We start from the raw sequence: 17,911 nt of genomic DNA, 5'->3' as shown, positions 1-17,911 counted from the left end.
TACGTCCTCACGCGCTCGCCGGCCCGGACGCCTCCCGCCGGGGCAGCGTGAACCAGAACGTGCTGCCCTGGCCGGGCGTGCTCACCACGCCAATCTCCCCGCCGTGTGCCTGGACGATGTCCTTCGCGATGGACAGCCCCAGCCCCGCGCCGCCCGAGGGCGCGCCGGGTGCCCGGTAGAACTTCTCGAAGATGCGCGCCTGTTGCTCCAAGGCAATCCCCGCCCCCGTGTCCCGCACCTCGAAGCGCACCCCGTGCGACTCCTGCCACACGTGCACCTCCACCTCGCCTCCCGGGGGCGTGTGCTTCACCGCGTTGCCCACCAGATTCCCCAGCACCAACCCCAGCCTCTCCGGGTCCGCGTCCACCGGCTCCACATCCAGCGATACCTGCTTCGACAACCGCACCCCGCGCTCCTCCGCCGCCGCGCGCTGTGCGTCCAGCGCCGCGTCCACCAAGGCCTCCGCGGGCACCTGGCGAATCTCCAACTGGAGCTGCCCCGCCTGGATGCGCGACAGGTCCAGCAGGTCATCCACGATGCCCTGCAGCCGCTCGGAGTCCTCGCGAGCCGCGAACAACAGGTCCGCCTGCTTCTCCGTCACCGGCCCCACCACGCCCTCCGTCACCAGGTGCAGCGCCATGCGCAGCGACGTGAGCGGTGTGCGGAACTCGTGCGCCACCGTGGCCACCAGGTCGTTCTTCAGCTCGTCGAAGCGCCGCAGCCGCGTCACGTCCTGGAGAATCACCGTGGCCCCCACCACCTCCCCTGACTCGCCATGCACCGGACTTCCCCGAGCCAGCAGCCACCGGTCCCCGTCCGGGAGCGGCGCCCGCACCGCCTCTTCGTACCCGCGCGGCTGATACGTCCCTCGCCCCGTCAACACGTGCTCACGCACCCGCTCCAGCACCGCGCGCGCCTCCGGCACCACCCTCCCCAGCATGTCCCCGCCCGCTTCCAGCGACAGCCGCAGCACGTCCTCCGCCGCGCGGTTGACGTTGAGCAGCCCTCCGTCCGCGCCGAACACCACCACCGGGTCCGGCAGGCTGTCGATGGCCGCCTGTGATGCCGCCTGCGCCTGGAGCAACTCTCCCAGGCTGCTGCGCCGGTACTGCTGAAGCGCCTCCGCCATGGCGTTGAAGTCCCGCCCCACCTGCGCGATTTCGTCCTGTCCGTCCACCACCGCGCGCGCCGCATAGTCGCCCTCGCCCAGGCGGCGCACCGCCTGCGACAGCACCGACACCGGACGGAGCGCCCGGTGCGTCAACGACTGCGAGGCGAACAACCCCACCACGAAGGCCACCATCACCGCCGCCACCATCACCGTGTTCACCCGCGCGCTCTGCCGCTGCAACGCCTCGCTCTTGCGCACCATGGCGTCCTGGTTCAGGTCCAGGATGGCCCGGGCCGCTCCGGTCACCTCCTGAAAGGCCGGCTCGAGAACACCGAAGTACGCCTCCCGCGCCCCCTCTGGTGACGACTGGGCGAGGAACCCGTCGTAGGCCTCCTGGTAACGCCGCCAGGCCGTGCGCAACTGAAGCGTCGCCGCATCCTCGGCGGGCTCGGTGACGTTGCCTTCCTGCACCCGCAACTGCGCCTCCAAGCGCGCGCGCTGCGCCGCCTGCTGCGTCAGCCCGCGCTGCCGCTCACCCGCGATGATGAACAGCGCCCCACTGTCCATGCGCTCCAGCTGCGCCATCATCTCCTGCGCGGCCAGCACACTGCGGTAGTTGTCCTGAAGCACCCGAGGCCCAGAACGCCCCAGCTGGGACAACGTCACCACGGCCACCATGCCCACCAACAACAGCGCCAGGGCCAGGGGTGCCTGCGCCAACAACAACCGGGCTCGCAGCGTCATGGGCGGCGTCCCTCCTCGCGCGGCTCGAAGGCCACCACGTGGATGTCGAAGCCCCGGCCTTCACGCACCAGCCTCATGTCCACCGCGCGCCCCAGCCGCTGCTTCCACCACGGCTGATGCGAACGGCCGACGATGATGTGGCCCACGCCGTGCGAGCGCGCGAAGTCCAGGATGCCCTCCACCGGGTCCCGAGCCTCAGGCGCACCACCTCCGCGCCCAGCTCCTTCGCCTTCTCGATGTTCGTCAGCAGATGCCGCTGCGCCTCCGCGTCGATGAGGTGCGGCGCCTCGCGCGGCGTCTCCACGTACACGACGAACCAGTCCGTGTTCAGCCGGCCCGCCATCCGCGAGCCCCGGCGCAAGAGCGTCGCGGCGTGCCGGGGGTAGCTCGACAGCGCCACCAGCACCCGGCCCCAGGCCGCGCTCCGCTGCGAACCTTCATCTCCCTTCCCTGGAGGCGGCCTCGCGGTGGCGCGGTCCAGGCTCTCCGCCACCTCACGCAGCGCCAGCTCGCGCAGCGTGGCCAGGTTCTCCTCCGTGAAGAAGCGCTCCAGCGCCCGCGGCACCTTGTCCTTCGCGTAGATTTTCCCCGTCCGGAGCCGCTCGTGCAGGTCCTCCACCGCCAGGTCCAGGTTCACCACCTGGTCGGCGGCCTTGAGGAAGCTGTCGGGCAGTGTCTCCCGCACGGCGACGCCGGTGGCGCGCTCCACCAAATCATTGAGGCTCTCCAGGTGCTGGACGTTGAAGGCCCCGATGACGTTGATGCCCGCGTCCAGCAACGCCTGCACGTCCTGGTAGCGCTTGCGGTGGCGGCACACCGGAAGGTTGGTGTGAGCCAGCTCGTCCACCACCGCCACCTGGGGCTTGCGCGCGAGCACCGCGTCCAGGTCCATCTCCTCCACGGTGACGTCGCGGTAGGTGTACTGCTTGCGCGGCACCACCTCCAGGCCCTCCACCAGCGCCTGCGTGTCCGCGCGGTCATGTGGCTCCACGAAGCCCAGCACCACGTCCACGCCACGCCGCTTCAGCGCGTGTGCCTCCTCCAGCATCCGGTACGTCTTCCCCACCCCGGCCGCGAAGCCGATGTAGAGCTTGAGCCGGCCACGCCTGCCCCGCTCCACCAGCTCCAGGAAGTCCTCCGCGCGCGAGCGCCGCGTCATCGTCATCCTCTGCCCATCCGGTGGGACGCCGGGCGGAGGATGCCCTCGCGCCCGGTGAATCTCACGTGGTGAATGCGCGTGCCCCCACGCCGCTCAAGGTGCGCCCTGGCCCGGCGAGGCCCCGCCCCCACGCCTGGCGCCGCGTCCGGAAGCGGCCCGAAGCGCCTGTCCAACGCGAGGTTCAACAGCAGGACGTTGACGCGCGGCTCGCCCAGCACGTCGAAGGTCCGCCCCTCCACCAGCGCGTCCACCACGTTCAGCACCCGCTCCAGCGCCACGCCGCGGGCCCGTGCCACCCGCGCAGCCTGCCAGCGCGCCGCCTCCGGCGACAGGTGAGGGTCCAACCCGGACGCGGACGTCGTCACCAACTCGGCGGGAACGGGCCCCGATGCATCCGGATTCTCCCGGCGCAGGCGCTCCAGCTCGGCCGTCGCGCGTTCCTTCAGCTTCAGCGACGTGGGCCCCAGGTTGCTGCCCGAGGACGCCGCGCCGTCGTAGCCCGCGCCAGCGGCGGAAGGACGCGGATGGAAGTACCCCGCCCGGGTAAAGCCCTGGCCGATGAGCGCGCTGCCCACCACGCGGCCCCGGCCGTCCTTCACCCACGAGCCGTTGGCCTCCCCCGGAAAGAGGAGCTGCGCCAGCCCGGTGACGGCCAGCGGGTACAGCAAGCCCGTGAGCACCATCGTGACGACGCACGTGCGCAGGGCCGTGAGGAATGTGGAGAACATGGGGATAAGTCCTTTCACGCCAGGCCCACGGCGCCGAGCAGTACGTCGATGACCTTGATGCCCACGAAGGGAACGATGACGCCGCCCACGCCGTACAGCAGCAGGCTGCGCCGCAGCAGGGCCTCGGCGCCCAGCGGGCGGTAGCGAACACCCTTCAGCGCCAGGGGGATGAGCAGGATGATGATGAGCGCGTTGAAGATGACGGCCGACAGCACCGCGCTGAACGGCGAGGACAACCCCATCACGTTGAGCGGCGCAATCTGCGGGAACACGCCCATGAAGAGCGCCGGGAGGATGGCGAAGTACTTCGCCACGTCGTTGGCGATGGAGAAGGTCGTCAACGTGCCGCGTGTCATCAGCAACTGCTTGCCCACCTCCACCACCTCCAGCAGCTTGGTGGGATTGGAGTCCAGGTCCACCATGTTCCCGGCCTCCTTCGCCGCCTGGGTGCCGGTGTTCATCGCCACGCCCACGTCCGCCTGGGCCAGCGCGGGCGCGTCGTTGGTGCCGTCGCCCGTCATGGCCACCAGCTTGCCGCGCCCCTGCTCGGTGCGGATGAGGGCCAGCTTGGCCTCGGGAGTGGCTTCGGCCAGGAAGTCATCCACGCCCGCCTCGCGTGCAATCGCCGCGGCGGTGCGCGGGTTGTCGCCCGTAATCATCACCGTGCGAATGCCCATGGCGCGGAAGCGGTCGAAGCGCTCCTTGATGCCGCCCTTCACCACGTCCTTCAGGTGGATGATGCCCAGCAATCGCGCACCGTCCGCGACCGCCAGCGGTGTTCCACCCGCGTCGCCGATACGGCCCGACACATGGGCCAGCTCTTCCGGCGCCGTGCCCCCCTGGGAATGGACGTACGTGACGATGGCGTCCACCGCGCCCTTGCGGATGCTGCGCGGCTTCGGGTCCACCAGGTCACAGCCGCTCATGCGCGTCTGCGCGGTGAAGGGCACGAAGGTGGCGTGGTGCGCCTGCAGTTCGCGCGGACGCATCTTGTACGTGTCCTTCACCAGCGTGACGATGGAGCGCCCCTCGGGCGTCTCATCCGCGAGACTGGCGAGCTGCGCGGCCTCGGCCAGCTCCTCCATCCGCACGCCCGGCATGGGGAGCAACTCCGTGGCCATGCGGTTGCCCAGGGTGATGGTCCCCGTCTTGTCGAGCAGCAGCGTGTCCACGTCCCCCGCCGCCTCCACCGCGCGGCCACTCATGGCCAGCACATTCTTGCGCAGCAGCCGGTCCATGCCCGCGATGCCAATGGCGCTCAACAGGCCGCCAATCGTCGTGGGGATGAGGCACACCAGCAGCGCCACCACCGCCGTGCCCGACAGCGGCACGCCCGAGTAAAGCGCCAGCGGAACCAGCGTCACGCACGCCAACAGGAAGATGAGGGTGAGCCCCACCAGCAGGATGTGGAGCGCCACCTCGTTGGGCGTCTTCTGCCGGGCCGCGCCTTCCACCAGGCCAATCATCCGGTCCAGGAAGGAGTCGCCGGGGTTGGCGGAGATGCGCACGCGGATGCGGTCGGAGAGCACCTTCGTTCCGCCCGTCACCGCCGAGCGGTCGCCACCCGACTCCCGGATGACGGGCGCGGACTCGCCGGTAATCGCGGACTCGTCCACGCTGGCGATGCCCTCCACCACCTCACCGTCACCGGGGATGAGGTCCCCGGCCTCGCAAATCACCTCGTCACCCTTGCGCAGGTCCGGCGCGGGCACGCGCTCCTCGCGCCCGTCCTTCCAGCGGCGCGCGGTGGTCTCCTTGCGCATCTTCCGCAGGGCGCCAGCCTGCGCCTTGCCGCGGCCCTCCGCCACGGCCTCCGCGAAGTTGGCGAAGAGCACGGTGAACCACAGCCACAGCGTCACCTGCACGGTGAAGCCCAGCGGCGCGGCATCCGGGCGCGGCGACACCACGTCCTTCACCACCAACACCGTGGTGAGCAGACTCCCAGCCCACACCACGAACATGACGGGGTTGCGCGCCACATCGCGCGGGTGGAGCTTGCGCAGGCTGTCCACCAGCGCCGGTTTGAGCAGCGAGGCGTCCAGCAACGACGCCGGTTTCGAAGCAGGCGAGGACATCTCAGTAGCGCTTTCCGGCCCCGGCGAGGAAGTGCTCGACGATGGGGCTCAAGGAGAGGGCGGGGAAGAACGTGAGCGCGCCGACGATGACAATCACGCTCACCAGCAGACCGGTGAAGAGCGCGCCGTGCGTGGGGAAGGTGCCCGGGCCCGCTGGCACCACCTTCTTCCCCACCATGGAGCCGGCGATGGCCAGCGCAGGCACCATCATCAGGAAGCGCCCGCCGAGCATCGCCACGCCCAGGGTGATGTTCCAGAAGGGTGTGTTGGCGTTGAGGCCCGCGAAGGCGCTGCCGTTGTTCGCCGTGCCGCTGGTGTACGCGTAGAGGATTTCCGACAGGCCGTGCGGCCCCGCGTTGTTGAGCGAGGACACGCCCTGCGGCAGCACGGCTGCCAGCCCGCTGAAGCCCAGCGTGAAGAGGGGGAAGACGAGCACGTACAACATCGCGAGCTTCATCTCCCGCGCCTCGATTTTCTTGCCGAGGTATTCGGGCGTGCGCCCCACCATCAGCCCGGCGATGAAGACGCTGAGCACCACCATGACGAGGATGCCGTAGAGGCCCGCGCCCACGCCACCGAAGACGACCTCGCCCAGCTGCATGTTGACCATGGGCACCAGGCCGCCCAGGGGCGTGAAGCTGTCGTGCATCGCGTTCACCGCGCCGCACGAGGCCGCGGTGGTGACAGCGGCGAAGAGCGCGGAGGCCGCGACGCCGTAGCGCACCTCCTTGCCCTCCATGTTTCCCGCCTGCGCCACCTGCCCCGCGGCGCTCAACACCGGGTTGGCCTGGGACTCCGCCGCGTACACCGCTGCCACGCCGACGAGGAAGAGGACGGACATCGCCGAGAGCAGGGCCCAGCCTTGCCGGGTGTCTCCCGCCATCTTCCCGTAGGTGTACGTGAGGGCCGCGGGGATGGCGAAGATGGACAGCATCTGCACCAGGTTGGTGAAGGGCGTGGGGTTCTCGAAGGGGTGCGCGCTGTTGGCGTTGAAGAAGCCGCCGCCATTGGTGCCCAGCGTCTTGATGGCTTCCTGCGAGGCCACCGGTCCCTGCGCCAGCGTCTGACTCGCGCCCTCCAGCGTCACGACCTGGGCATCGGGCGCGAAGTTCTGGAGCACGCCCTGCGACACCAGGAAGAGCGCGTAGAGCAGGCACAGCGGCAGCAACACGTAGAGGGTGGCGTTCATCACATCCACCCAGAAGTTGCCCAACGTCTTCTGTCCGTCCGGACCGGGCCGGCGGGTGAAGCCCCGCGCCAGCGCCAGCGCGACACCGATGCCCGCGGCGGCGGAGACGAAGTTCTGCCACGCCAGCGCCACCATCTGCGTGAGGTAGCTGAGCGTGGACTCACCCGCGTATGACTGCCAGTTGGTGTTCGCGGTGAAGCTGACGGCGGTGTTGAAAGCCAGCTCCGGCCCCACCGCTCCCAGCCCTTGCGGGTTGAGCGGCAGCAGGTGCTGCACGCGCTGGAGGCCGTAGACGATGAGGACGCTGAAGAGGCTGAACGCCAGCAGCGAGCTCGCGTAGGTCACCCACGTCTGCTCGCGCCGGTCCGCCGCGCCACACAGGCGCAGCAGCAGGCGCTCCACGGGCCCCAGCACGCGCGGCAGCGGACGAGGGTCCCCTTCGAGGACACGGAAGAGATAGGCCCCCAGCGGCTTCGTCACCGCCAGCACCAGGGCGAAGAACAACAGGACTTGCGACCAACCGATGAAGGACATGGCGGGGGCCTAGAAGCGCTCCGGGCGAAGCAGCGCGTAGATGAGGTAGGCGCCGAGCAGCACGGCCAGGACGGCGCCAGCGGCGTATTCGAAAGTCATCGGGCAATGCCTCACAGGCGCTCGCATCCGTGGACGTAGACCCACGCGAGCGCGAAGAAAGCGGTGGTGACCAGAACGAGCACGAGGTCCATGAGATGGGGCTCCTGTTCAGAACCAGGCGACGGCGCTGAGCACCCCGAGCGTCTCGGCGTCCTCGAGCGTGGGCGCGCCATCCCCTCCCGTGGCGCGGCCGGTGAACACGTCTGCGGTGGAGGTGTCGCGGCGCGCCTCCACCTTGAGGACCAGGTGTTCTGCGGGCCTCAACTCCAGGGTGAGGGTGCCGCCCGCCAACGTCTGGACGGCCCCCGTGATGAGCCCGTCCTCGTCGCGATAGGCCTCCACCCGGGCGGCAACGGCCACGGCGTCGGAGAGTTGCATCCGCGCGTTGAAGCCCGCCGCGTACCACAAGGCCGCGGACTGTCCGGAACGCGCCTGCCCGCCCGCGTCCGCCGTGGCGGCCAGCGCGAAGGCGTGCGTCACCTTCCAGGTGGCCACGGCGTCCACGAAGAGTCGCAGGCCACCGTCACCTTCTTCCCCCACGAAGGTGTTGAGGGCGGTGGACAACCGTGGGCCCGCATAGGCTACCTGCGTGCCCAGCGCCTTGCCGCGGTTGTTCTCCCCAATCGTCTGCCAGCCATTGAGCAGGTGGAGCTGCGCGCTCCACGCGCCATCGAAGGCCCAGGTGCTCTTGAGGCCGGACTGGTAGTAGGGCGACAGCTCGCCCATCCACGAGCGCGTGTAGTTCCAGTTGAGCTGCGACTGGAACGACTCCAGACCGATGTGACTGGGATAGACGCCCGCCTCCAACGTAAGAGGTCCCGTCACGTACGACACCGTGGCCTGCTGGAGATGGCGCCACACTTCGGGCCCGATGGCCGGGCCTTCCGGCTCGGACTGGTGCAGCACTTCGATGCCGGTGCCGAAGCCCAACAGCACCTTGAAGCCCACGGGCTCGGGCGCGAGCGACACGCCCAGCGACGCGAGGTTGATGGAGACCTCGTTGTCCCGCCGGGCGGTGGTGCCCGTGCCCGGGATGAAACTGGCACCGTCGGCGGGGCGATTGGCGTTGTAGCCAAAGTAGACGTCCACCCCGCCTTCCACCTCCAGGCGAGACAGCAGGCCCGGGGCTTCGGCATCGGGAGACGACTCCGGCGAAGGGGCCTGGGACAACAACAGGGAGGACACCAGGGATGGCAGTGGAGAAGCGAGCATGGTCGTGTCTCCTCAAGAGCACGCGCCGTGCCCGACCACGGCTCACGAGCCCCCTGTCATTCCAGGGGCTTGTGTCCCTGCCGCCACTCTCCAGGTTGCAACTTGCACGAACGGGCCCGAGCGCATCGTGCGCGCTGAAATCCGCCGCCGCTTCCTGCCCCGCGAGGCCAGGGCCCGTCCTCACGTCGACGCAGGGAGAGCGGCACCCGCCCTGAATGACGGCTGTCCACCAACGCGGGACGAGCCGCACCCACGCCGCGTGACGCTGGGTGCTTTCTTCCGCGCGCGTGCAAGCCCCTGAACGACGCAGGCCTCAGCCGTGGCTCATCCGAGTCACCCACTGGCTCAACGTACCGCTGCTGCTCATCATGGCGGCCAGCGGACTCCAGATACTCGTCGCCTATCCCATGCTCGGACCACAGGGCCGGCCCTACGGCTGGTATCCCTTCCAGGGCATCCCTCCGCCCGAATGGATGCGGCTGGGGAACTGGCTGGCCGGCGCCCGTCACTGGCACTTCGCCTTCGCGTGGTTCCTCACCCTCAACGGCGTGGCGTACGTGCTCTACCTCGCCCTCAGCGGTGAGTGGCGCCGCCGCCTCTTCCTGCCCCGCCGCGATACACACAACGCCCTGGACACGCTCGCCTTCTACCTGCGCGTGCGAAAGCACGCACCCGCGCAGGGGCTCTACAACGGCCTTCAGCGGCTGGCGTACACGGGCACGCTGGCGCTGGGGCTGCTCGCGGTGCTCTCCGGGCTGGTCCTCTACAAGCCCGTGCAGCTCGGCGTGCTCACTTCGCTGCTAGGCGGCTATGACGCGGCGCGCGCCATCCACCTCGTCATCCTGGCGCTGCTCGCCCTCTTCACCGTGGGCCACATCGCCCTGGTGCTGCTCCACCCGCGAAGCCTGGCGGAGATGGTGACGGGCGGAAGGAAACCGGATGCCTAGACACCTCCTCACGCGGCGCACGGCGCTGCTGGGCACCACCGCGCTCACGGCCAGCGCGTGTGACAGCAGCCGCCCTCGCGAGGGCTTCCTGGGCGTCATGGAGCGCTTCAACGCGCGCGCGCAGGCCGTGTTGTTCGATGAACGCCGGCTGGCGCCGGAGCTGCCACCCGAAGAGACGACGCCTCCAGGCAAGTTCCCCGAGTACTTCGTCTCCGACACGGTGCCGCTCGCGCCCTCGGGATGGGCGCTCCGAGTGGGCGGGCTCGTGGCGCACCCCACCGTGCTGACGCTGGACACCCTCCAGCGCCTGCCTCGCACGGACCTGCGCATTCGCCACCACTGTGTGGAAGGCTGGAGCGCGGTGGCGTCCTGGCATGGCGTTCGCCTGAGCGAGCTGGCCCGGCACGTGGGCGCGGACACCCGCGCGGACTACGTGGAGCTGCGCTCGTTCGACGCGGGCTATTACTCGTCCTGGGACCGGCCCAGCGCCTTCCATCCGCAGACGATTCTGGCCTACGGAATGAACGGCCAGCCGCTGACGCCCGGCCACGGCGCGCCGCTGCGCCTCTATTCGGGCGTGAAGCTGGGCTACAAGATGGTGAAGTACCTCACCGAGGTGAACTTCCTGCCCGAGCCCACCGGAGGCTACTGGGAGGACCGCGGCTACGAGTGGTTCGCGGGCGTGTGAGGCCCCCTCAACTCGCCACGCGCCCACGACATCAACGACAGCCATCGACGGGCGCGTGTTCAGACGCACCGCCGCGCATGAGGCTGTGGAGCAAGGCTCAGACCTTGCTGCCGGCGAAGCCACCACCGAAGGGCGAGAAGCCCCGCTTGCGCAGCGCCTCGCGCTCGGCCTGGAGCGCGGCCAGCGCCTCGTCGCGGGTGGCGTAGTGATTGACGGCCGCGCCGTTGATGGCGCCGCTGGTGAGCACGAACATGCGCGTCATCTCGTCACCACCGAAGCGGTACGAGCGGTGCGTGTAGCGCTCCAGCACCTCGCGCCGCTCCTTGCCGAAGACGCGGCCGGCGGTGAACTTCACCACCAGCCCGTCCAGGTTGATGAGGAGGTCCACCTTGGGCGGGTACTTGGAAAGGTGCTCCTCCACTTCCTTCCGCCAGCGAAGGACGTCCGCCTCACTCACCAACACACAGTCGGTGAAGTAGGCGGTGACGACGTCGTTCAGCGCGTCGTACTCGAAGGACATGCTCCAGGCCATCGTGCTGCCTCCTCGAAGCGGGCGCTCAGGCCGGCAGGGAGCCGGCGAGGAAGGCGGACACCAGCGCCGCCGTCTCCGCCGGGCGCTCCACCTGTGGGTAATGACCGGGGCCGGGAAGGTACGACAGGCGCGCGCCGCGAATCCTCGCCACCACCGCCTCCCGCAGGAAGGCCGCCGGCAGGAAGGCGTCGTCCGTGGCCAACACCAGCGTGGGCGCCGTAATCGAAGCCAGCTTGTCGGCGAAGCCACCCGCCGTCCACGCGTCGAAGACGTGCTCGATGGCCGCCGGGCTGACGCCCATCGAGTCCTTCACCAGCGCCTCCAGGGCCTCCGGCGACAGCTGCTTGCACGCGAGTCCGAGGATGGTCTGCTTCTTCTCGCGGCTGTCCGCCGACGTGCGGAACAGCCCCGCCGCATCCGGAGGCAGCGGAAGACCCGCGGCGGGCACCGTGTTGAGGAGCACCAGCCCCTCCACGCGCGCCGGCACTTCCGCGGCCACCCACTTCACCAACTGGCCGCCCATGCTGTGCCCCACCAGCGTGAAGCGCCGCGCGTCCACGGCGTCCGCCACGGCCAGCACGTCGTGCGCCAGCGACTCCAGGCTGAAGCCTCCGTCCGGCCGGCCTGACTGACCCGAGCCCCGCATGTCCGGAATCACCAGCCGCAGCCCCGTCAGGTCCAGGCGCTCCACCAGCGCATCCCAGACCGCGCCTGATACCATCCAACCGTGGACCAGGATGACCGTGCGCGGACCCTCACCCACGACACGGTAGTGGAGCGAAGTCCCGTCTTTCGCTGAAATCGTGGGCATTCCGTCTCTCCGTCGCAACGAGATAAAACAGGATTGTAGAAATCTACAGAAGCGCTAGCAAGCCACGGTTTGGGCGTGTTGACCAGCCCGACGCGGAGTGCGCGCGGCTCTGGCAGACTCCGGCACCACATGGTGGACGAACAGGCAGGCGCCACGGGCGCGGCGAAGCGCACGGTGTACTGCGAAGACGCACTCGTGTGGCTGGAGGCGCGGCCGGTGTTGAAGGGCAGCTCGGCCATCGCGTCCCTGCCGGACTGGTCCGAGTTCCCGTCCCTGTCGCTGGCGGAGTGGAAGGCCTGGTTCATCCGCGCCGCGGCGCTCATCCTCGCGCGCGTGCCGCCCGAAGGCGTGGCCATCTTCTACCAGACGGACGTGAAGGAAGAGGGCACCTGGGTGGACAAGGGCTACCTGGTGGCTCGCGCCGCGGAGGAGGTGGGCGTCGACCTGCTCTGGCACAAGGTGGTGTGCCGGCGGCCGCCCGGGACGGTGACGTTCGGCCGGCCCGCGTACTCCCACATGCTGTGCTTCTCGCGCGGCGTCCGCGTGGACATGGCGAAGTCCACGCCGGACGTCCTGCCCGAAGCGGGCGAGGTGACGTGGACGCGCGGCATGGGCGTGGAGGCGTGTCTCATCGCGTGCCGCTTCATCCTGGAGCACACCCGCACGCGCACGGTCGTGGACCCCTTCTGTGGCCACGGCACCGTGCTGGCCGTGGCCAACGCGCTGGGGCTGGACGCGGTGGGCGTGGAGCTCAGCCGCAAGCGGGCGCGCAAGGCCCGCAACCTGCGCGCGGAGCTGATGGACGGCACGCTTGTCCTGTCAGGCGCCCATGGCACGGGCGCGCCTGTGAGCGACGACGACGCGCTGTAGTCACCCTTGCGGCGACCGCGACGCGACGTCCTCGCCGGGCGCCGGAACGAAGGCCGCCTGGGCGCCCGACTCTCGCGCCACGGTGGCCTCCAGCTCACCGATGAAGGCCGCGAAGAGCCGCTCTTCCAGCGCCAGCGCGGCATCCAGCGTGGCGCCCACGGCGGTGAGGCGCTCGACACACGCATCCTCGATGGTGCGCCGATGGCTCTGCTCCTCGGTGACGACGCGCCCCAGCTCCTCGCGCACGGCCGGCTGGCGGGACGCGGCTTTGTAGAGCGGGTACAGCACCATGGCGCGCCGTTCGATGGCCGTCGTCGTGAGCAGGTAGTGCAGATAGACGTCCGGCGCGCCCGTGAAGGACGTCGCCCAGGTGGCCAGCTCGTGGTCCAGCGCCTGGAAGTAGCGGCCCGCGGCCTCCGGGCAGAGGAACGTGGTGATTTCCGCGCCGGCGACCTCGGCGGACAGGCGCTTGAAGGCGAAGGCGTGGCGCGTCTCGTCGGCCAGGTGCCCCAGCACCTCCAGCGTCGGGTGCCGGTCCGCCACGGTGCGCGAAATCTTCCGCGCGCCGATGAACTCCATCAGGGACAGGGTGTGGAGCCAGCGCGCCTCCAGTTCGGGCGTCTGGGAAAGCTGGCGGAGCACGGCCTGGATTCGGTCACGCATGAGGCCGTCCTCTAGCCCGGCGCCGGGCCCCATTGCGAGCCCGAAGACAGGCCCAGCCCCGGAGAACGGCGTCGACGCCCCTGCCGGTCAGCTCGCGGCGACGGCTTCAACGGGCTTGCGAGACGTCGCGGAGCTGCCCACGGACGCCAGGATGATGCAGCCGATGGCCGCCCATTGCACCAGCGACAGCCGCTCCTTCAGCAGCAGCAGCCCGGACACGGCGGCCATCGCCGGCTCCAGGCTCATCAGGATGCCGAACGTGCGCGTGGGGAGCGCCTTGAGGGCATACATCTCCAGCGAGTACGGCAGCGCGCTCGACAGCACCGCCACGCACAGGATGATGGGCAGCAGCGACACGTCCAGCAGCTTCATGCCGGCGTGCGCGACCCCGAAGGGCATGACGAGCAGCGCCGCGACGCACATCCCCAGCGACGCCGCCGTGCCGCCGTGGACGGTGCCTCCGGCCCGCTGACCGAAGAGGATGTACAGCGCCCAGCAGGTGGCGGCCACCAGCGCCCAGAAGACGCCCATCCAGTCCAGCGACCGCGACGTCTCCGACAGCGGCAGAATCAGCAGGATGCCCGCCACGGCCAGCAGCGCCCACACGAAGTCGAGCGCCCGGCGCGTGGAGAAGATGGCCAGGGCGAGCGGCCCGGTGAACTCGATGGCGACGGCGATGCCCAGCGGGATGCGCTCCAGCGCCAGGTAGAAGGTCAGGTTCATCCCGCCCAGCGCCGCGCCGTAGATGGCCACGGCCCGCAAGTCCTTGCGGGTGAGCCGCTGCCGCCAGGGCCGGAACACCGCCGCCAGGATGAGCGCCGCGAAGAACACGCGAAGCGCCGTGGCCCCCGCCGCGCCCAGCACGGGGAAGACTTGCTTGGCCAACGAAGCGCCCGTCTGGATGGAGGCCATCGCGACGAGCAACGTCAGGACCGCCACCGTGACCGACCCCGGCTTCGTCAAGACTCGAGACATTCCGCGCACCTCTTCCACCGCACCCACTGTCCATCCCGTATCACCCGCCTGCCTTGAAGGGTGAAGAGAACACGCTGGACAACACTCGCCTGGCCGGGAGTTTGACGGCGCGGGGGCGCCTTCGCTTTGCTCGGGGGTGAAACGACTGTGCCGGGCCCCGGGGGGGAGCCAGCATGACGCCAAGAGTCCGAGAAATCCGGTTCCATCCACTTCGCACGCGACGAGAATGCCCACCGCGCTGGGATGCCCGCACGGGCGCGCTCGCGACGCCGCGGCCTCGAAACCGTGCGATCAAGCCAGCGCACGGTGGCGAGCGCGGTGACACCGTCCGTGACGACGCGCTGACGGCCTACCTGGCGCGCTGCAATGAGCTGGGCGCGGTGGAGGGTCCGTTGGGTGCGCGCACGCTCAACCCCGCCCTGCGGCCCGTGGTGGAGGCCCTCCACCACGTGCTCGCGGGCGGCGAGGTGTCGGTGCAGCTGCTCCAGCGCGGCAACGCGGACATCGTCAACGAACTGAACCTCCGGGCCGAACGCGCCACCGAGGAGTCGTCCAGCCTGGGTACGGCGGGTGACATCCTGTCCGCCACCGTATGAGTCCGCGCTCCGCCGGGCGACAGGCCCTCCTGTCCTCGTTCCGGCGGTGGACGCGCGCCCAGGATGCCGCGGAGGTGCTGGCCGCCTCGGGCCTGGGCGCGTGGCTCGCGCTCTGTGCCTTCGTGCCGAGCCTGCTGGCCATGACGGCCTGGGCCCCTGGCGCGCGGAGCTTCTTCGGCATCCACTTCGGCACCGCGCTGCTGTGCGCCGCGCCCATGTTGACCAGCGGCATCCTGTTCTCGCTCGTCCACCGGCGGCGCCGCCGCATCGAGCCCTGGGGCTGGGTGTGGCTCATCTTCGGCGTGGCGACGATGCACTTCTTCGTGGCCGCGCTGATGGCCCTGTCGGCGCCGCCAGGGGCCGCCGTCATCGCCTCGCTGTTCCTCTTCACCACCGCCTTCCATGGACGGCTGCACCGGGTGACGCCGCACCAGCCCTTCCTCGCCCTGGGGACCGCCCTGGCCCTGGCGCTGGCCCTGCCCCTGCGCGGCAGCGACGAACACCGCCCTCTTCGGCGTCATCGGCCCCGCGGCGCTCACCGCCCAGCTCTACCTGGGGACCTTCGCCGTGCAGCATGACCGGGCCCGCGCGGACGCGGAGCGCCTGCGGGCCGCCGTGCACGCGCAACTGCTGGAGCAGCAGGAGCGCGACGTGGGCCGCCTGTCGCAGGCGTTGTCGGAAATCCTGGGCTACCACCACGACATCGACAACGCGCTCATGGCGGCGGGCAGCGCGGCGGACATGCTGGCCGTGGTGGGCGCGCACCGCCCGGGCCCCGGCCGCACCGAGTTCGACGACCTGCTCCGGCAGCTCAACGACAACCTGACGCAGATACGGGACATGATGATGGACGCCCGCAACAAGGGGCGGCGCCATGCCGGCGTGGAGCCGGAGCCCGTGGAGCTGGCGCCGGTGCTTGACTCGGTGCAGGCCAGCGTGGGCCTGCGCTTCCCGGACGTGGACATCCAGGTGGAGGTGGAGCCGCCCTCCCCGCCCCTGCGCGCCCTGATGCGCGGCGGCGCGCCCACGCTGCGCCGCGTGGTGGAGAACCTGGTGCTCAACGCCTGCGAGGGCAACGGCGAGGAAGGCGCGGCGCGGGTCCACATCCATGCGCGCGTGGAGCCGCTCAGCGGGCGCCTGGAGGTCACCATCACGGATGATGGCCCCGGCTTCCCGCCCGGCCAGCTCGGCCGCCCCGCCGAGGCGCTGTACACCAGCAAGTCCCACGCGACGGGCCTGGGCCTCTACACCAGCGAGTGCCTGCTGCGCGCCAGCGGCGGCATGCTGCACCGGCAGAACGCAGCAGGGGGCGGCGCCGTGCTCCGCATGGTCCTTCCCAGGGAGTACCGATGAGCGGCGGAGCCCTGTACCAGGAGTCGCTGCGCGCGCTTCGCCGGCTCGGCTTGCCGGAGGTGTCGGAGCGGGACGTGCTCGCGGCGCTGGAGGCGGCGCAGCCGGGCCCCCTGTCCCTCTTCTACGAGGCGGGCGCGGAGGCCGGTCTGCCGCGCGAGGCCCTGATGGCGCGCGGCGCCGGGCTCTTCCTCAGCTTCAGCGCGGGCAACCTCGCCGACGACCTCATCGACGGCGAGTGCACGTACCACGACCCACCCATCCGCGTGGGGCCGTGCGTGCAGTTCATCCTCCAGAACCTGGCCTTCGCCACGCTGTGCGGCGCGCAGGCACAACTGCCGGGCCCGGTGCTGGAAGAGGCGGTCCGCACCCTGGCGGTGGCCGCCGGCCCGCAGGCGCTGGAGGTGCGCGCCAGCGACTGGACGGCGCCGTTGTTCCGCCAGGTGGCGGAGGGCATCGCCGGCCAGCAGTGGGCCGCGTACCTGCGCGTGTTGTGGGCGGGCACGGTGCTGGAGCCCGCGCGGCGGCGGCGGGCCGGGCACTGGGCGTGGCCGCGCACGTGGCGGAGGACATCCGCACGCGGGACGTGCGCTTCACCAGCATGCCCGGGGCGGACCGTCACGCGGTGGTGGCCTGGGCGCGCGCCGCCGCGCAGGCGCTGCGCCGACTGGACCTGCGCTGCCTGGACGCGGCGCTGCGCCGCATCGAACCAATGCTGCCAGAGGGGAGTCATGAGAGCCGAAGCCGTGCAACCCGAGTGGAGACGCGACGAGGTGAGCGCGTACTACGAGGCGAAGACGGAGCGGCTGCTCCAACGCTACGGGCCCGGCCCCCGCGTGCACTATCACTCCGGGCTGGTGGACGTGGTGCCGCCACCCGGCGCGTCCTCGGAGGTGCTGCGCGACACGGTCCATGCCGCGCAGGAAGCGCTGCTGGTGGAGCTGGCGCGCGCCGTGGGCCGCTTCCCGGACGGCGGCGAGGTGCTGGACGTCGGCTGTGGCCTGGGCGGCGGCGCGCTCTACTGGGCCACCGAGCATCAGGCGCACGTGACGGCGGTGACGAACGTGCCCTCGCATGTCGCGCTGGTGCGCGGCTTCGCGGAGGCCGCGGGCGTGAGCGCGCGCGTGCGTCCCATCCTCTGTGACGCCCTCTCCGTGCCGGGCCGCGCGGCCTTCGACGCGGTGGTGGCGGTGGAGAGCGCCTGCTACCTGCCGCGCGCCGAGTGGTTCCGCCGCACGCGGACGCTGCTGAAGCCGGCGGCGTGCTGGCCATCGCCGACTGCTTCCTCTGCCGCCCGGAGCTGGCCCCCGGCTTTGACCGGTATTGGCGCACGCGCATCGGCTCGCTCGATGAGTACCTGTCCGCTGCGCACGCCGCGGGGTTGGAGCTGGAGGTACGCGACGACGTGTCCTCACGCGTGGTGGGCTTCTGGTCGCTGACCCTGGAATTGATGGTGCATGAGCGCGCTTCGGCACACCCCTCCCAGCATCCCCTGCGTGCGCTCGCTCGGGCCGGCCGCGGCGAATCCAGCCGCGAGCACCTGCGCCTGCAGCAGGCGTTGATGGACGGCGGTCTGGAGTACGGACTGCTCGTGCTCCGGCGGGTGGACTGAGGCCGCGACACCTCCG

At 70.5% G+C, this 17,911-nt stretch carries 16 protein-coding genes and 2 pseudogenes; 7 read left to right on the top strand and 11 right to left on the bottom strand.

All coding sequences use genetic code 11. The annotated features are described in order from the left end of the window. Positions 1-7 precede the first annotated feature (7 nt). The 7 genes and pseudogenes from QEG98_RS00930 to QEG98_RS00900 form a co-directional block, all read right to left on the bottom strand. Positions 8-1,855, bottom strand: coding sequence for an ATP-binding protein (locus QEG98_RS00930; protein ID WP_316565397.1), 1,848 nt, complete (start codon positions 1,853-1,855; stop codon positions 8-10). Further along, positions 1,852-3,020: pseudogene (locus QEG98_RS00925) on the bottom strand (sensor protein KdpD). The gene QEG98_RS00930 and the pseudogene QEG98_RS00925 overlap by 4 nt, the downstream one beginning before the upstream one ends. After that, a complete protein-coding gene (gene kdpC, locus QEG98_RS00920) occupies positions 3,017-3,742 on the bottom strand; it encodes a potassium-transporting ATPase subunit KdpC (RefSeq protein WP_410477923.1) in 726 nt (241 codons plus the stop codon). Before kdpC ends, QEG98_RS00925 begins: the two are co-directional and overlap by 4 nt. A gap of 14 nt (positions 3,743-3,756) precedes the next feature. Then, positions 3,757-5,817 (bottom strand): potassium-transporting ATPase subunit KdpB, encoded by a 2,061-nt coding sequence (gene kdpB / locus QEG98_RS00915; protein WP_316565396.1) that lies wholly within the window; start codon positions 5,815-5,817, stop codon positions 3,757-3,759. 1 nt (position 5,818) lies between these two features. Then, on the bottom strand, positions 5,819-7,540 hold the full coding sequence (kdpA, locus tag QEG98_RS00910; protein ID WP_316565395.1) for a potassium-transporting ATPase subunit KdpA: 1,722 nt from the start codon (positions 7,538-7,540) through the stop codon (positions 5,819-5,821). A 9-nt stretch (positions 7,541-7,549) separates the two neighbouring features. Next, positions 7,550-7,639, bottom strand: a complete 90-nt coding sequence (kdpF, locus tag QEG98_RS00905) for a K(+)-transporting ATPase subunit F (protein ID WP_044890200.1) — start codon at positions 7,637-7,639, stop codon at positions 7,550-7,552. 108 nt (positions 7,640-7,747) lie between these two features. After that, positions 7,748-8,851, bottom strand: coding sequence for an outer membrane beta-barrel protein (locus QEG98_RS00900; RefSeq protein WP_316565394.1), 1,104 nt, complete (start codon positions 8,849-8,851; stop codon positions 7,748-7,750). Between the two features lie 269 nt (positions 8,852-9,120). Here QEG98_RS00900 and QEG98_RS00895 point away from each other — a divergent pair, with 269 nt between their 5' ends. Together QEG98_RS00895 and QEG98_RS00890 are read left to right on the top strand one after the other, a co-directional pair. Next, the gene (locus QEG98_RS00895) at positions 9,121-9,798 is read left to right on the top strand and encodes a cytochrome b/b6 domain-containing protein (RefSeq protein WP_316565393.1); all 678 of its coding nucleotides are present in this window, start codon (positions 9,121-9,123) and stop codon (positions 9,796-9,798) included. Then, entirely contained in the window at positions 9,791-10,486 is a 696-nt protein-coding gene (locus QEG98_RS00890) for a molybdopterin-dependent oxidoreductase (RefSeq protein WP_316565392.1), read from the top strand. The genes QEG98_RS00895 and QEG98_RS00890 overlap by 8 nt, the downstream gene beginning before the upstream one ends. A gap of 97 nt (positions 10,487-10,583) precedes the next feature. Here the strand turns inward: QEG98_RS00890 and QEG98_RS00885 are convergent, their stop codons facing one another. After that, positions 10,584-11,018 (bottom strand): hypothetical protein, encoded by a 435-nt coding sequence (locus tag QEG98_RS00885; protein ID WP_316565391.1) that lies wholly within the window; start codon positions 11,016-11,018, stop codon positions 10,584-10,586. 25 nt (positions 11,019-11,043) lie between these two features. Further along, the gene (locus QEG98_RS00880) at positions 11,044-11,829 is read right to left on the bottom strand and encodes an alpha/beta hydrolase (protein ID WP_316565390.1); all 786 of its coding nucleotides are present in this window, start codon (positions 11,827-11,829) and stop codon (positions 11,044-11,046) included. 129 nt (positions 11,830-11,958) lie between these two features. On the opposite strand from QEG98_RS00880, the gene QEG98_RS00875 reads away from it, so the two are divergent. Further along, positions 11,959-12,699, top strand: a complete 741-nt coding sequence (locus tag QEG98_RS00875; RefSeq protein ID WP_316565389.1) for a DNA methyltransferase — start codon at positions 11,959-11,961, stop codon at positions 12,697-12,699. On the opposite strand, the gene QEG98_RS00870 is transcribed toward QEG98_RS00875, so the two are convergent. Both QEG98_RS00870 and QEG98_RS00865 read right to left on the bottom strand, forming a co-directional pair. Beyond that, on the bottom strand, positions 12,700-13,362 hold the full coding sequence (locus QEG98_RS00870; RefSeq protein ID WP_316565388.1) for a hypothetical protein: 663 nt from the start codon (positions 13,360-13,362) through the stop codon (positions 12,700-12,702). 87 nt (positions 13,363-13,449) lie between these two features. After that, positions 13,450-14,337, bottom strand: coding sequence for an EamA family transporter (locus QEG98_RS00865; RefSeq protein ID WP_316565387.1), 888 nt, complete (start codon positions 14,335-14,337; stop codon positions 13,450-13,452). Positions 14,338-14,510: 173 nt separating this feature from the next. On the opposite strand from QEG98_RS00865, the gene QEG98_RS00860 reads away from it, so the two are divergent. The 4 genes and pseudogenes from QEG98_RS00860 to QEG98_RS00845 all read left to right on the top strand — a co-directional run bounded on the left by QEG98_RS00860 (position 14,511) and on the right by QEG98_RS00845 (position 17,895). Next, positions 14,511-14,933, top strand: coding sequence for a hypothetical protein (locus QEG98_RS00860; RefSeq protein ID WP_316565386.1), 423 nt, complete (start codon positions 14,511-14,513; stop codon positions 14,931-14,933). Then, positions 14,930-16,286 (top strand): annotated as a pseudogene (locus QEG98_RS00855) (sensor histidine kinase). The gene QEG98_RS00860 and the pseudogene QEG98_RS00855 overlap by 4 nt, the downstream one beginning before the upstream one ends. Beyond that, positions 16,283-17,722, top strand: a complete 1,440-nt coding sequence (locus QEG98_RS00850) for a class I SAM-dependent methyltransferase (protein WP_316565385.1) — start codon at positions 16,283-16,285, stop codon at positions 17,720-17,722. The pseudogene QEG98_RS00855 and the gene QEG98_RS00850 overlap by 4 nt, the downstream one beginning before the upstream one ends. Then, positions 17,689-17,895: a hypothetical protein gene (locus QEG98_RS00845; protein ID WP_316565384.1), complete on the top strand. Its 207-nt coding sequence runs from the start codon at positions 17,689-17,691 to the stop codon at positions 17,893-17,895. The genes QEG98_RS00850 and QEG98_RS00845 overlap by 34 nt, the downstream gene beginning before the upstream one ends. Positions 17,896-17,911: the final 16 nt, after the last annotated feature.

This window comes from Myxococcus sp. MxC21-1, assembly GCF_032612255.1.
GTDB classification, from domain to species: Bacteria; Myxococcota; Myxococcia; order Myxococcales; family Myxococcaceae; genus Myxococcus; species Myxococcus virescens.
Note: the sequence above shows the minus strand (reverse complement) of the source record. Positions and strands in the feature narration are given on the sequence as shown.

Excerpts from the sequence above, each read along its gene's own strand:
- QEG98_RS00890 (WP_316565392.1), top strand. The coding sequence starts at position 9,791 with ATGCCTAGACACCTCCTCACGCGGCGCACGGCGCTGCTGGGCACCACC.
- QEG98_RS00900 (WP_316565394.1), bottom strand. The coding sequence starts at position 8,851 with ATGCTCGCTTCTCCACTGCCATCCCTGGTGTCCTCCCTGTTGTTGTCC.
- QEG98_RS00865 (WP_316565387.1), bottom strand. The coding sequence starts at position 14,337 with ATGTCTCGAGTCTTGACGAAGCCGGGGTCGGTCACGGTGGCGGTCCTG.
- QEG98_RS00930 (WP_316565397.1), bottom strand. The coding sequence starts at position 1,855 with ATGACGCTGCGAGCCCGGTTGTTGTTGGCGCAGGCACCCCTGGCCCTG.
- kdpC (WP_410477923.1), bottom strand. The coding sequence starts at position 3,742 with ATGTTCTCCACATTCCTCACGGCCCTGCGCACGTGCGTCGTCACGATG.
- QEG98_RS00850 (WP_316565385.1), top strand. The coding sequence starts at position 16,283 with ATGAGCGGCGGAGCCCTGTACCAGGAGTCGCTGCGCGCGCTTCGCCGG.
- QEG98_RS00875 (WP_316565389.1), top strand. The coding sequence starts at position 11,959 with ATGGTGGACGAACAGGCAGGCGCCACGGGCGCGGCGAAGCGCACGGTG.
- kdpF (WP_044890200.1), bottom strand. The coding sequence starts at position 7,639 with ATGACTTTCGAATACGCCGCTGGCGCCGTCCTGGCCGTGCTGCTCGGC.
- QEG98_RS00860 (WP_316565386.1), top strand. The coding sequence starts at position 14,511 with ATGACGCCAAGAGTCCGAGAAATCCGGTTCCATCCACTTCGCACGCGA.
- kdpB (WP_316565396.1), bottom strand. The coding sequence starts at position 5,817 with ATGTCCTCGCCTGCTTCGAAACCGGCGTCGTTGCTGGACGCCTCGCTG.
- QEG98_RS00870 (WP_316565388.1), bottom strand. The coding sequence starts at position 13,362 with ATGCGTGACCGAATCCAGGCCGTGCTCCGCCAGCTTTCCCAGACGCCC.
- QEG98_RS00885 (WP_316565391.1), bottom strand. The coding sequence starts at position 11,018 with ATGGCCTGGAGCATGTCCTTCGAGTACGACGCGCTGAACGACGTCGTC.
- QEG98_RS00880 (WP_316565390.1), bottom strand. The coding sequence starts at position 11,829 with ATGCCCACGATTTCAGCGAAAGACGGGACTTCGCTCCACTACCGTGTC.
- kdpA (WP_316565395.1), bottom strand. The coding sequence starts at position 7,540 with ATGTCCTTCATCGGTTGGTCGCAAGTCCTGTTGTTCTTCGCCCTGGTG.